Raw genomic sequence first — 14499 nt, 5'->3', positions numbered from 1 at the left:
ATTTTATGACACATTATTTAACGCCATCTCCCAAAGAGGTTAGAGAAAAAGAGAAGCAGGATTTTTTGGCCAGTGTTGGTTGGGATAAGGCACATATAGCTTTTCTTTCAGGGGACTGTTCTTTCCGAACTTACCATCGCCTGTCGGATAAAATTTCCAAAAGAACGGTTCTTTTAATGGATGCACCAGCACCCCATGAGGATACGGCAGCTTTTGAAAGAGTGGGGAAGCTGTTGGAAGGTTATGGTCTCCGTGCTCCAGAGATTTTAGCTTCAGATCACGAAAAAGGACTTCTCCTTATAGAAGATTTTGGAGACAAGACCTTTACCAATTGCCTTAACAGGGGAATGAATCCAAAGCCGCTGTATGACAATGCGGTAAATGTTTTACTGCATTTACATAAATCCTTTTCGACGGATGATACTTCTGAAGAACCCCTAAATCAGTATGATGATGTGGCGCTTTTAGAGGAAGCAAATTTGTTTCTAGATTGGTATTGTCCTCATTGGATTCGCCAAGAACTTTCGGATGCTGCGAAACAGTCTTATCAAGAAATCCTTTTGGGACTTTTTCCTTTAGCGCGAAACGTGCCTCAATCCCTTGTTCTACGAGACTATCACGTGGACAATTTGATGGTTTGTGACGATGGGGAAGATATTCACAAGTGTGGTTTGTTGGATTTTCAAGATGCCCTCCTTGGACCCGTTTCATATGACTTGGTGTCGCTTTTGGAAGATGCCCGTCGCGATGTTCCTGAGCAAATGAGCCTTGCTCTTAAGAAAAATTACATTGAAGCAAATCCGGGCATAGATCCGGAGTCTTTTGAAACCTCATATAATATTTTAGGGGTCCAACGGAGCCTCAAGATTTTGGGTATTTTTGCGCGAAAAGCCGTTCGAGATAACCAGAAAGACTATCTAACTTTTATTCCACGTGTGTGGAAGTGGATTGAGAAAGACTTGTCTCATCCGGCTTTAAAAGACTTGGATAAGTGGATTAAGGCACATATATATCCTTTCCGTGAAGAAGAGAAGTTGGAGTTGGCGTAGGATCATGTCATCAAGCTATCCAATGAAGGCCATGATCCTTGCGGCAGGACTTGGAATCCGTATGCAGCCTTTAACCTTTAGAACACCCAAGCCATTGCTCAGCATTGGCGAAAGGACGCTTTTGGATAGATCTTTAGATGCCTTGGAACAGGCAAACATTAATACCGTCGTGGTGAATACTCACCACAAGGCTGATCAGATAAAAGCACATTTGGAAGAGCGGCAGAGACCTAATATTTTATTGTCCCATGAATCCACTTTGCTGGAAACGGGTGGTGGAGTGCTGAAGGCATTGCCATTGTTAGGTGACGATCCATTCTTGGTCCTCAATAGTGATATAACGTGGGAAGGGGCTCAGCCTCTCTTTACACTATGCCAGGCTTTTCAGAAATCTGAGATGGACGTTCTGTTGCTCCTTTTACCGCCCAAGTCTGTGGCTGGCTACGATGGCCCGGGAGACTATTTTTCAGATGAGAGTGGAAAACTTACCTGGCGACACGATGCACCAGAAGCCCCCTATCTTTTCTCCGGAATTCAAATCCTTAACCCAAAGATATTTGAGGGTAAATCGGGGGCTTTCTCTCTCAAGGCTCTCTATGATGAAGCCGAGAAAAAAGGACGACTTTTTGGGGTTGTAGATGCAGAGGGAACCTGGTTTCATGTCGGCACTCCAAAAGCATATGAGATTGCCCAAAAATGGTTTTGCCAGCACACGCCAACGACTTTTCAGCATTAAAGGATTCTACTAAATCAGAATCCACCGCTGTTTTTGCGTCTCCTTTTGGTGCCCCTATCTTGAGAACTCTAGCCCATAACCTAAGCCAAACGTTAGATCCTATCACATTGGCTCAGACTCAGATTTTCCTGCCCACCCGTCGTGCTTGTCGCGTTCTTAGAAACCATTTTATGGAATTGGCCAGTGACAAACCGCTTTTTCTTCCTCAAATCAGACCGTTGGGAACATGGGAAGAAGATCTATTGTTTTTTGAGGACGCGGACGGATTATATCCACCCATTTCTAAGTCCCGAGCCCGGATTCTCTTGACGACGCTTTTATCAAAGTTGAGTCTTCAAATGACGCGTCAATCACCTCTATCGTCCTCTTTAAAATTGTCCGGAGATCTTTTGGCATTTTTGGTTGAACTCCAGATTGAGGGCATATCATTTCAGGATCTCGAGTCTCTTGTGCCGGAAGATTATGCTTGGCATTGGCAAAAAGTACTAAGCTTTTTGCAAATTATTACCCAGCATTGGCCGCAGATTTTAGAGGAAGAGAAAGCTCAAGATAGCGTCGTACGGCAAAAGATTTTCGTTGAATCTTACAAAAAGAGGTGGGTCGAAAATCCTCCTGAGGCTCCAGTCATTGCTGTTGTCTCTGCAGGTCTGCGCCCAGCTGTGACAGAGTTTCTCACCCAGATTATGGAGCTTTCAAAGGGACAGGTGATTCTCGATGGATTTGATGCGACCTTATGGCCAGATACATGGAGGGCACTGACGCCGGCACATCCACAATATGTATTTGTTCCTTTTTTGAAGGTTCTCAAAACGGATCCTTCAAATTCTACGCATTTAAAAGCCTATTCAGGCACTTCTCTACAGGTATCTGCCTCGCTTCAGGAGCTTTTGCATCACGTTATGCATCCGGAGGCCGGGCGCGATGTATGGAAGAATTACACCGGCAACATAGACGATGCTCTCCAAGGGCTCAAATATATTGAATGTTCAAACCTACACGAGGAAGCCATCAGTATTGCACTTCTTATTCGCGAGGCTCTAGAGGTCCCAGGAAAGACAATCTCTCTTGTGACGCCCGACCGAGGCCTTGCCCAGCGCGTGGCTGTAGAGATGAATCGATGGGATGTGTCTGTGGATGATTCAGCGGGTAGGCCCCTCTCCAGAACCCAATTGGGAAGTTTTCTCCTGTGTTTGTCAGAAATGTTTCTGGATGATTTTTCCCCTATACCATTCTTAAGCGCCCTTAAGCATCCATTGATGAAAGATGTCCCCTTAAAACTCATCAGAAAGCTGGAGAGAACCCTTTTGAGAGGACTTCGCCCAGCGCCCGGTTTATCAGGATTATTTAAGAGGCTTGAAAATCAGAAAGAGCGTTTTTCGGAACATGACTATTCTAGTTTAATGGAATTTCTGGACGGCCTTTCCCAAAAAATGGATGTCTTTGCCAGCTGTATGACGACGGGTAAAGGATCGGTTCAGGATTTATTGCAGGCTCATATGAGACTTGTGGAATCGTTCCTTCACACGCCTTGGACTAATGAAGAGGGGGAAGTTATCAAACCCTTTTTGGAGGGACTCATGGAAGATGCGCGCACTTTTCCAGATATTTCCTTCCACGAATATCATGTGTTTTTAAAATCGTTCCTTGATGCAGAGTTATATAGGATGCCATTGGGAGATCATCCGCGCATCTCTATTTTGGGGTTAATGGAGGCGCGCCTCCAACATGCAGATCTCGTTATACTTGGGGGGCTCAACGAAGGGGTTTGGCCCCCAGCAGAGGCCCATGATCCTTGGATGACACATTCCATGCGTGAAAAATTGGGTTTATTGACCCACCAGCATAAATTGGGCCAAGCGGCTTTTGATTTTTGCCAAGCTCTTTCTGCGAAAGAAGCAGTGATGACTCGGTCGCTACGGGTTGAGGGAACCATGACTTTACAGGCTAGATGGATTACGGATCTGTCCATATTTCTGTCGTATTTTGGCCGTGAACTCCCTAGGCGGGAGGACCTTCCATGTTTAATCGAGTCCTTGGATTTTCCAAGCCGATTCATCCGAACTCGGCCTCCTGCGCCTTGCCCGCCACTATCTGCGCGTCCAAGATCCTTATCCGTTACAGATATAGAAACGTGGATGCGGGATCCCTATAGTCTCTACGCTCGGCACATCTTAAAGTTAAGAGCATTAGATCCCATAGACATGCCCCTTCAGGCCATGGATTTTGGGATTTTGATCCACCAGATCCTGGACTGCTACGTACGTGAGAATCTCGATCCCCAAGGGGAAGAAACGAGGCAACATCTGTTAAGTCTTGGGCGGCGCAGCTTTGATAAAAGCTTTCAAACTCCCGGGATTTTACCCTTCTGGGAATCTCGCTTTGAACGAATCATTGACTGGTTTTTAGCCACTGAGAAAGAGCGTCGATCACTCATTGAAAAGAGCCATAGTGAAGTTAAGGGAGAAGTAGAGTTTAAAATGTCTGGTGGGGTTTTTAAGTTAAAAACACAAGCCGATCGAATCGATCATTTAAAAGGGGGTGGTTATGAGATTTTGGACTACAAAACAGGTGCCTTACCCACAAAAGGAGATCTCTACTTAGGGTATGCGCCTCAGTTGTTTTTAGAGGGCCTAGTCCTTTTACGCAATGGATTTGAAGGAGTGTCTCCGGAAACGCTGCATCGTGTCAGTTACTGGCAGGTAAGAGGAGGGGAGACTCCCGGCGCAATTACAAGTATTAATGAGGATGTGGAAAGTCTTGTAGAAGATACTTTCGAACGACTTGAAAAGCTTATTGTGGCTTTTGATGATCCTAAAACGCCCTATCAAGCGATGCCTGTTTTAGAAAAGGCGCCTCGGTTTTCTAATTATGCTCACTTGGCGCGTGCCAAAGCCTGGGGCCTGATTGGAAAAGGAGAAATGCCATGAAGTCGGCTCTTAAAGTAACGCCTAAGATTCAGGCTGACGCTGGGGTTCATGATCCCCAGTATTTAGCGCGAGATTTTAAATCCTCTGTGTGGGTTGCCGCTTCGGCGGGTACCGGTAAGACAAAAGTCTTAATTGATCGGGTCTTAACTCTATTGTTGGAAGGCGCTTCTCCAGAAAAGATTCTCTGTCTTACCTTCACAAAAGCAGCTGCTGCTGAAATGACCAGTCGTATCACACAGCGCCTAAGTGCCTGGGTCATTGCACCCACAGATGAATTGAAGGCGGAACTTGAAACTCTTTTGGGACGACCCGTAGAGGGGGATATAACGAAAAGAGCTCGGCATTTGGTAAAGGAAGTCTTTGGGCATCTTAAGCTCCAAACCATTCACTCATTTTGTCAGTCGCTTTTAAAGCGCTTTCCGTTAGAGTCAGGCGTTTCTCCTCATTTTGATGTGTTGGATGAAGGTGTCGCGAGGCTTTTGCTAGAGCAGTCAGAGCGGGAGGTTTTGACGGCGCCATCCCTAAAGAACGACATAGCAATTTTGACACGGGTAATGGAGCCAGGCGTTTTTAAAAGCCTTATGGGGCAGATTGCAAACCAAAGAGATCGTTTCGAGTCCGTTGTGAAGGATGGAGAGGGGGCCTATAAAACGCGTCTCAATGCTTTTTTGGGACTTATGGGGGACGAAACGAAAGAGGGTCTGGAAAAGGAAGTTCTGACGCAGTTTTCCCAGTCTGGGATCTACTATGCAAAGGAAGCCTTGGGGAGTGGTTCTAAAACGGACCAGGAAAAAGCAATTCTTCTAAACAAATGGTTATCAGTAGATGCTGAAAATCGTGGGTCCCTTTTGGGCCAATATGAGAGTCTATTTTTCACCACGAAAGGGGAAAGGCGTGCCCGTTTATGCACCAAGGGTGTTTTGAACGAATTTCCCGACATTGAAGATGTCCTGGCCCACGAAGCAGAACGGTTGAATGTCCTTCGGGATCGCGCGAAGGCCCTATCTGTTGCCACATATTCAGAGGCACTCTTGAAAGTGGGGCAAGAGTTTTTAGCAATTTATGAGCGTATCAAGCAGAGACGGTCGGTTTTGGACTATAACGACTTGATTGGGAAGTCGGTGGCTCTTTTGTCCCAGAAGTCTATGACGCCTTGGGTGCTTTATAAGCTGGATGGGGGCATGGATCACATTCTGATTGATGAGGCTCAAGATACCAGTCATAGCCAGTGGCAAGTTATTGGTGCTTTGGTGGAGGGACTCTTGGAAAATCCAGGAATAGCGCCTCGCACCATGTTTTCGGTGGGTGATGAAAAGCAGTCCATATACAGTTTTCAGGGAGCGGATCCCCAACTGTTCAAAAATATGCGTTCTACTTTCCAGGATCGAGTCGAGCAAGAGGGGCAGTTTTGGAAAGATGTAGATTTGACCGTCTCTTTTCGTTCGACTGAACCGATTCTTCAAGTGGTTGATCAGGTTTTCAAAGCACCTATCCTTCAACAAGGACTAGGATTAGGGCAAGCTGTTAGCCATGAGGTTCATCGGACAAGTCAGGCAGGACTTGTAGAAATATGGCCCCTTGCAATACCTATTGAGCAGGAATCGGGATCGGCTTGGGAAGTGCCAATTACAAGGCGACAGGCGGATTCACCACGAACGAGATTGGCGCACAGAATTGCCACTCAAATTCATGGATGGCTAGAGTCACAGGAAATACTTCCCTCCCAGAATCGCCCTATTTGTCCAGGGGATATCCTTATTTTGGTGCGCCGAAGGACGGAGTTTGTGGAAGAGCTTATGCGTTTCCTCAAGGCCAAGGGGATACCCGTTTCCGGGTTAGACCGCATGCGTCTGTTAGATCAATTGGCTGTCATGGATTTAATGGCCTTGGGTGAGTTTATATTGTTGCCAGAGGATGATCTTAATTTAGCCGTGGTTCTGAAGGGCCCTCTCATTGGTTTGACAGAAGAACAGCTTTTTGGTCTGTGTCATGAGCGGAGTGGTTTAAGTCTTTGGGCGGCCCTGGGCCAAAGAAAAGGGGACAATCCAATCTATGGAGAAGCTCATTCGTTTCTAAATAAACTGCTTTCTATGAATGAGACACTATCCCCTTATGCCCTTTTTGCGACTATCTTGGGGAAGATGGAGGGACAGAAAAAACTCCTTAGTTGTTTGGGATTAGAAGCCAGTGACACCATTGAAGCATTTTTGACCCATTGCCATACATATGAGCGTAGGCACGGCCTGTCACTCCAGGGTTTCTTGGCTTGGTTTAAGACCAGTGATCCTGAGATCAAACGCGATCTAGATCAAGGGGGAAATCACGTTCGGATCATGACCGTTCATGGCTCAAAAGGCCTTCAGGCACCCATAGTCATTTTACCGGATACGACCCATGTGCCTTCCCATCCCCAGAGACTCTTTTGGCCTTCTGGAGAAGATGGGGGAGGACTCATGGTGTTTTCTCCCAAAAAGAACTCTGACGGAGAGGTCGTAAATGATCTGCGCAGCGCAGATAAGTCTCGAGAAGTTCATGAATATTTTCGATTGTTATATGTTGCCATGACTAGAGCGGAAGACAGACTATATGTGTGTGGATGGCAGGTACGCTCCCAGGTTCCCGAAAACTGTTGGTATAATCTTGTAACCCAGGGCATGTCTACGCTAGGGGATGCTCTTGCAAAGGGGGGCTTTCCAGAGACAGGATGGATGGGGAAAGGGCGTCGTTTGGAATCTATTCAACCATTCCAGAGAGTTCCCATTCAAGAATCATCCCAAGCAGTAGTTCAGGTGCCTCTTCCCTTGTGGATCCATACGATGGCCCCAAAGGAGTTTTCCCGTGAGAAAATTCAAGCGCCCTCTGAGATGGGTTTTGAGTCTGAGGGGGGAGATCATGCTCATGCGTCCGATGAAATTCGCCTCAGGGGGGTGCTCATTCATCGTCTTCTGGAAAAGCTACCATTGGTTGCCTCGGATCGATGGGAGTCTATTTGCACCCGTTACTTAGAGGCAGAGGGGGCCAAACTGTCACCGGAGTGTCGGCGTGAGATGACATTAGAGGTGCTTGGAGTCCTGAGAGCTCCTGAGTTACATCAAGTCTTTGCAGGAGAGGCACTGACAGAAGTTCCCATTGTGGGAAAAATTAAGGGCAAAATGGTCTCGGGTCAGATCGATCGCCTGGTCATAAAAGATCAAGAAATTTGGGTAGTTGATTACAAAACATCGGGACATATACCCGAGCACTCAACTCAAGTTTCTAAAAATTATTTAACTCAGATGGAGGCGTATAATGGCATCTTACGGGGCATATACCCGACTTGCAGGGTCAGGAATTATTTGTTATGGACGCGGAAACCGTCTTTAATGGAATTGCCAAGTAATATTTATTAATGCAACTCACTACGACCGGTTTAATTTTTTTGAGGGTAATCGTATACTCAATATCGTTGATATAAGTTTTGAGCTGAGCGCTAAATTCTGAATCTTTGAGTAGAGTATTAAATTGAGTTTCATTGAGAGCATGCAGTGTGAAAACTCTATAGCGTTTTCCCTCTTCAATTTTGTCAATCCGGAATTCTTTTCCAGGCTTGATGTTGGGCAGTTCAAAAGTAAATTCACCTGAGGAGGGGTCGGAAGAAGCTCCTAAGGAGGTAGTTTGTCCGGCATGGGTAAGTTCCATAGGTAGATTCTTGGGATTTTCTCTTTTTAAAATTTCTATGAAAGAGGTGTCATATTGAAGTTTATAGTTTGCTGCTTTGGACTTTGAAACGACACATAGTGTTGCCAAAATTACAAATGTGATGGAAAGGTATTTCTTCATGGAGCGCCTCATCAAAGTAATATATATATTGTTAAGTCTATCATGAATTCCCATTGTGAAAAAATGCAAAACCCTTTATAGATTCTGTGATTCACTAAAAGAACAAAAAAATGGCAAGCCTATAAAAATCGACCAAAGAAAGAAACATTATGCAGCAGATACGATCAGTTTGTGTTTATTGTGGGGCCACAAAATCAGCAGCACCTGCTTTCGAGAAAAGTGCTCAACAAATGGGAACGTTGATTGCAAAGGCCGGCTTACGACTAGTCTATGGCGGTGGGCGAAGAGGGTTGATGGGCATTTTGGCAGATGCGGCTATAAAGGAAGAAGGAAAAGTTTTGGGGTTTATCCCCGAATCCATGATAGAGTTTGAAGACCATCATACGGGCATTACGGATTTACAGATCGTCAATAACATGCATACCCGCAAGATGCATATGTTTGAAGAAGCAGATGCTTTTGTCATTCTTCCTGGTGGCTTTGGCACCCTTGACGAATTTTTTGAAATATTAACCTGGCGCCAGCACAACCTGCATCATAAACCCATGGTGGTTGTGAATATTGATGGGTATTGGGATCCACTAGTAGACCTAACGAAGTCTATCGTTGGTCACCACTTTGCGACACCCGGGACTCTATCTCTATTTCAAACGGTGAATTCCGTGGAAGAAGTGATCGAAGCGCTCAACAATCCGCCCGAAGATGCCCTGAACCATAGTGGAAAATGGGGTTCTTAAAGCGCCATCAAAACAAGCAATCACCTTTCAATATATTTTTTGTCCATTTATTTGGGAATCTTTTGCAGAGCTTAAGGTTGCGACACCATATGCTCCTTAGCCTATCTGCTGGTAAAACCTAGTTTTCCTCAATCCAAGGATTGCAAACTTCTGGCAATCAAAAAACCTCTTGTAAAATATTAGAATTATAAAATATGCACTATAAATGCATAAAATACATTGACACGCCCCAGCACTTCAAATACATAAAAAATGTATAAATTTTCTATTCCAAGTGGAGATCCCCTTCACTTTGGGCAAATTGTCAACCAGATCGCTTCATTCACGCGGTCGCTTGTAGAAGTCACTTGAGGTATTAGATAGATGAAAAAATATGTAGTTTCCGCGCTTTTGCTTAGTAGCACAGTATTAGCTTCTGAAGGTTATGCAAAGAACGCATTCCATGGTTGGAACATTGGCGTCGGTGCTGGGTATCAGCGTCTCTCTTCAAGTGGAAATGGAACGGAGACCTCCGGTGCGGCTTCGGGGACAGCGAAGTTTCAGCCAACTGCAAATGGTGTCGTAGGAGAAATTCAAGGTGGTCTAAGCCGTGAATCAGGAAAGCTATATTATGCAGGAAAGCTGTTTTTAAACACGTCTTCCTCTCAAGGAAGTACAACTAAGGATTTGGCGGTAGGTGCTAATGACACATCTAACCAAGTTAAATTGTCCCAAAAATATGGCTTTGGTGTTGTGGGTCATCTCGGGGGAAAAGTCTCCCAGAATACGGCTCTCTATGGAATTCTTGGGGTGAGCTACACTAAGTTTAGGGTCAAATATAATGAGCCCGAAACAGACGGTCAAGGATCCCAAACAAAGGGCCTTGTTGGTTTTCCAATTGGCGCAGGCATCTCTCGATCCGTATCTGAATCATTCAGAGTTTTTGGAGAAGGAACTTACACTTTCCACCAGTCTTTTACGACCAAAGACATTCATGACGAAGATAGTGATGAATTTAAGGTAAAAATAGCACCAGGAAGCTTCAATCTTCTCTTCGGTGTCACATATACATTCTAATAAATACATTAAAATTAAGGGGTATTACTTATGAGATCTACGAAAAAAGCAATTTTCTATACATCACTTTTCATGTCAACTGCGGTTGTAATGTTTCCCATGTCCAATGCGGAGGCAGTTAACAAGGTATTGAGGGAAAAAGAAAAGCTTATTAATGGCGGTGCTACTGAGGAAGAAGCTTTCAAAGCGGTCGCAGCAAAGTTTGCAGCAAATGGTGGCGAGCAGTACATTAGCAAGTGGTTCCCTCGTCCGAAAGCTTTCACTTTGCTCGATGCAGGAAGTGAGTTGTTTGAGCGGGCTAAGGAAAGCGGATTCGGCAATCAAGTTCATGCTGGCGAGGATATGGCAAGCATTCTAGGGTTTTTTGAACAACATAAACTAGAAGGTTCTAATCACTGGAAATTCTTGGACAACTACGTTACTTCTGCTGTAGAAGGTGACCAACTTGACTTTCAACAGTCTGTTAATGACTTAATGGGCCCCTTCGCAAATGATGAAGCCGACGAAACTGAGCAAGCTGTACGTGGAATGTTAGCGACTCTTGTCAATGTTAAGAAAAAAACGGTGACTCCTACGTTAAGTGAAGACGGATTTGGGGAACTCGTTGACATATACGCAGCTACTTTAGCCGAAGAAAATCCTCTTCCTGCCCAGATGTATACAGATTTAGAAACAAAGTATATTGAGGCTTATGAAAACGATCCAACGAAGCTACCTTTTAGTCCTGAAGATGCCGTCAATTTCGGTGAATATGTACTTGAGGTAGAAGATCCAACTGCTTATAACTTGCAAGCAAAGGATCGTGCTGATCACCTCTCTGAAATTCTACATACGTCTGTACAGAGAAGAATATCTGAGACTTTTGTATCCATTCTAAAAGAATTTGAAGCTGGAGTAAAAACTGGTTCAAGCTTCCTATCTTCTGTGAAATTCTTAAAAGACGTTCAATATGGAGTTACTTACGGCGACTTGCTTAGTGGTAAAAGCTATACCAAATTCCTGGACTCTGTAAGAGAAACATTGGAGCTTGATCCTGTCCTTTTTGGTAACGGTAGACTAGAGCTTCTAAAGACTCAGTTACAGGCTTACATAGACAATGATGCTGAGGACTTTGCTTTGTATAAAGACTCTGCCGTTGGCTTTATCACAGCACTTACGGATATGGCGGATAATTTGATTCAGAGTAAGGCTGACCAGGTTACTAGTCAAGTAAATGGCGTAGAAGCAGATAATGGAGTCGAGGGGGTAGACCCAGCCTTTACAGCAGATACCATGGCTCTTCTAACGTGGATCCATAAGGTTGATCCTACTCATGCAATTTTCGAAAACACTGTTGAGAATCCAAAGCTCGAGGAACTAGTTGAAGGCCCTGCGACGTATTTTGATAGACGAGCAGGAAGTGATCCAGTTGCAAAGGAATTGGCTCGGTGGTTTGCTAATCAATATATAGATTCAGTTGTAAATGGTGCACTCGAAGCCCTAGAATTGAGAGATGAGGATGATGCGGAGGAACCTAATATTGAAGCAGGTAAAGTGTCATTTGCCGATGTTAAAGCTATGGCAGCGGAACAAGAAAAGCTCACACCGAACTCCTCACTACAAACACTTACTTTGTTTGCTAAGCATTTAAACAAAAATGATTATGAGCAATTCTTCCAAGCTGATGAGGACCTAGATGCGAATAATGAAAATTTTGCTTGGTATAACAGCTTGAAAACTGCTGATCCTGCATTCCATGCAAAGATGTTTCCGTTGGTTCAGAAGGAAGTGGGAGCAGTAGGTGCATTTTATGAAGAGCTCAAGATAAACGGCTTTACAGCCGAACTTGCTCAAAGGGAATACGACTTCTTCAAGGAATACGATGAAAAAACCTTCAAAGAGAGACTTATACCAAATGTTCTTCTGTTGATGCCTAATTTTGAGCAATTCACTGATATGATTGCAGAATTCCCTACGGAGTTTAAAGATGATGAAGATGGCAATAAGATTCAAGAGGACTGGAATACTATTAAGGGCCTGTATGCGACTACCTGGGACAATCTGGACGTATCTTCGAATCTGCTGAACTTGGTGAATCTTGCGCAAATACCAGCGTTAAGTGGCCAAGTAGCTGTAGACTTGGGGACTCCCAAAGGTCCGAAGGATCAAACAAAAGCTGTAGTTGCTTCTTTGAAGAAAACCAATTTGGGAAATAATTTACCTAAAGAATTTACGGATTTCCTTTACAATAAAGCAGCCGGTCCTGAGCGTTTTGACTTCATCTCGGGCGCGTTTAGACAGATTTTGGATCAAAGGGCGGCATCTCTCGTAGTAGACAAAGGTGAGGGCGCTTCGAACGACGAATAGAATGATAAGAATATGGAGCGTTTAGCCTCTTAATTAAAGTCCGCAGATTATGAATGAGAATTTATAGTCTGCGGGCAATTTGTTTTTTTAAGAAACCTATTTTTAAGACAACTTTTTAATATACTTATGAGATCTGAATATATGCTTGTAAGAAAATGTTTCAGATATTTATTATTTGCTTTAGGGATTCCAATCTATATCCTGGCGACAGTTGATGTTGGACTGGCAATTATCCCTGGATCCATGGAGGATCGGATTCTTAAAACCTTCCAGAGAAGCGAAGGTGATGAATACAAAAGGCTCAGACATACTTACGACGTACATGCTGCGTATGATCAACGTAAAATTAGACAGATTCTTAGAGAAAGTGGCGTGGAGATTCCAGCCACACCGGTTACTCCTAAGCATAAGTCTAGGATGGAAGAGGATATCGATGCTGTAAGATCCGACCTTTCCCAACTATTTGAAGATAGTCGTCATCAGTTTCTACAATATATTAATGACTTCTGTGATCAGCATAAAAGATCAATTATTAGTGAGCGCTCTGAGGATTTCCTCGTCAGACACAGGAAAGCGATTGTCATAATCGGCGCTCTATTGGTTATAGATTACTTTTACTTTGGGGTTGTATCTACGGTCGTGGGCTATGCTATGTCTCCTTTCTACCAATTCTATGAGTGGTATTATTCCGAGGAGAATATTGATAATCGAGATGATCCCTCAGGTGGTAATCTAGATGCGTCAGATATGGAGATAAATACTTGGGGGAATTCTGATCCTCACCTCGAGGATAGTCCATTTTCACCTCATTACATACTTGATCACAAAAGAGTATTTATTAATGAATCTGAATTCTCACTAGCTACAAACTATGACTTGTCCTCAAAAATTGAACCTCCAGTATTATTTGGACCTGCAAATGCTCCTACCGGCAGAATTTCTGTAGCTACGATGCCAATTAAGTCTCCATTGGATATATCAACGTCCGTCAGTATCTGGGATGAACAGTGCCCAGTAGGTGGTGAGAATGCCGACTCCTTTCTTACGTCTATGGAACAGTTGTATGGGCCGCAAGAAACACCATCGTTAGCTCCTTCTGCCTCTTCGAAAAATGTAACTGCGTCCCCTAACAACACTACTCTGACGACTAGCGCTTCTAGAATCAGCTATTGGTGTTCCATAACGCTTATAAGCGTTTTGGGTCGTCTGTTTGGGTGGTGTTAGTAATTTTCGCCTGTCTCCCAGCACTCGCTATTTGGTACTTCTCCAATTCCTAAAACACTTCTGTATCCCTATTCTCTAACTTTTTACGTCTTCCTGTGACTATGATCAGATATATTGTGCGTAAGAATTGTGAGATGAAAGCGACTATCTCATTTACCGAGAATTAGGAGGCGAAAATGAATATCATATTCCTTAGGGCTACTGCTGACCCCTGCAGATAATTCTCTCCATAGAAAATAGACCATCAACGCCCTTGAACTCCACTCTAGGATGAACGGATAAATTCTAGGATGAGGTGCAACGCCTCTGATGGGAAATTTCATCGTCGAAGTGCGAATTCACCACGTCTGCTACACGGAAAGTATTGCTCGAAACGAACTCTAAGATAATAATTGTACTCCTTTCAAGCTCTCGGTATCCCCGCGCAAAAAGCCCAGTCTTTCCGATCATTTTAGCATTTAATTTACCTGGGTATGCGGTTTACTCCACAAGCAAGATCACGTATGCAGCTGTGTCCACTAGCCACCAACTCCCGCTAGCAATTTAGCTGGGACTGGGTCGATTTCAAGTGCCTGTTGAATTAATCTATAAAACAATTTTCCTCT

9 protein-coding genes are annotated in these 14499 nt (G+C 44.1%); 8 read left to right on the top strand and 1 reads right to left on the bottom strand.

The features are described from left to right. The first annotated feature begins 5 nt into the window (after positions 1 to 5). Genes HOL16_06200 through addA form a run of 4 tightly spaced genes read left to right on the top strand, consistent with a single transcriptional unit; the run spans position 6 to position 8101 of the window. Positions 6 to 1049 (top strand): phosphotransferase, encoded by a 1044-nt coding sequence (locus tag HOL16_06200; protein MBT5390278.1) that lies wholly within the window; start codon positions 6 to 8, stop codon positions 1047 to 1049. A gap of 4 nt (positions 1050 to 1053) precedes the next feature. After that, complete coding sequence (locus HOL16_06195; GenBank protein MBT5390277.1) at positions 1054 to 1785, top strand: nucleotidyltransferase family protein; 732 nt, start codon at positions 1054 to 1056, stop codon at positions 1783 to 1785. Beyond that, positions 1746 to 4712: a double-strand break repair protein AddB gene (gene addB / locus HOL16_06190; GenBank protein MBT5390276.1), complete on the top strand. Its 2967-nt coding sequence runs from the start codon at positions 1746 to 1748 to the stop codon at positions 4710 to 4712. Before HOL16_06195 ends, addB begins: the two co-directional genes overlap by 40 nt. Continuing rightward, positions 4709 to 8101: a double-strand break repair helicase AddA gene (addA, locus tag HOL16_06185; GenBank protein ID MBT5390275.1), complete on the top strand. Its 3393-nt coding sequence runs from the start codon at positions 4709 to 4711 to the stop codon at positions 8099 to 8101. Before addB ends, addA begins: the two co-directional genes overlap by 4 nt. On the opposite strand, the gene HOL16_06180 is transcribed toward addA, so the two are convergent. Beyond that, complete coding sequence (locus HOL16_06180; GenBank protein MBT5390274.1) at positions 8037 to 8531, bottom strand: hypothetical protein; 495 nt, start codon at positions 8529 to 8531, stop codon at positions 8037 to 8039. The genes addA and HOL16_06180 overlap by 65 nt on opposite strands. A gap of 149 nt (positions 8532 to 8680) precedes the next feature. Here HOL16_06180 and HOL16_06175 point away from each other — a divergent pair, with 149 nt between their 5' ends. The 4 genes from HOL16_06175 (at position 8681) to HOL16_06160 (ending at position 13894) form a co-directional block, all read left to right on the top strand. Next, the gene (locus HOL16_06175; GenBank protein MBT5390273.1) at positions 8681 to 9268 is read left to right on the top strand and encodes a TIGR00730 family Rossman fold protein; all 588 of its coding nucleotides are present in this window, start codon (positions 8681 to 8683) and stop codon (positions 9266 to 9268) included. Between the two features lie 363 nt (positions 9269 to 9631). After that, positions 9632 to 10324: an outer membrane beta-barrel protein gene (locus tag HOL16_06170; GenBank protein MBT5390272.1), complete on the top strand. Its 693-nt coding sequence runs from the start codon at positions 9632 to 9634 to the stop codon at positions 10322 to 10324. A 99-nt stretch (positions 10325 to 10423) separates the two neighbouring features. Further along, positions 10424 to 12670 carry a hypothetical protein gene (locus tag HOL16_06165; GenBank protein ID MBT5390271.1) on the top strand — a complete coding sequence of 749 codons (2247 nt, stop codon included), beginning with the start codon at positions 10424 to 10426 and terminating at the stop codon, positions 12668 to 12670. Positions 12671 to 12796: 126 nt separating this feature from the next. Further along, positions 12797 to 13894 (top strand): hypothetical protein, encoded by a 1098-nt coding sequence (locus HOL16_06160; GenBank protein ID MBT5390270.1) that lies wholly within the window; start codon positions 12797 to 12799, stop codon positions 13892 to 13894. Positions 13895 to 14499 lie beyond the last annotated feature (605 nt).

It is taken from the genome of Alphaproteobacteria bacterium (assembly GCA_018662925.1).
Lineage (GTDB): Bacteria > Pseudomonadota > Alphaproteobacteria > 16-39-46 > JABJFC01 > JABJFC01.
Note: the sequence above shows the minus strand (reverse complement) of the source record. Positions and strands in the feature narration are given on the sequence as shown.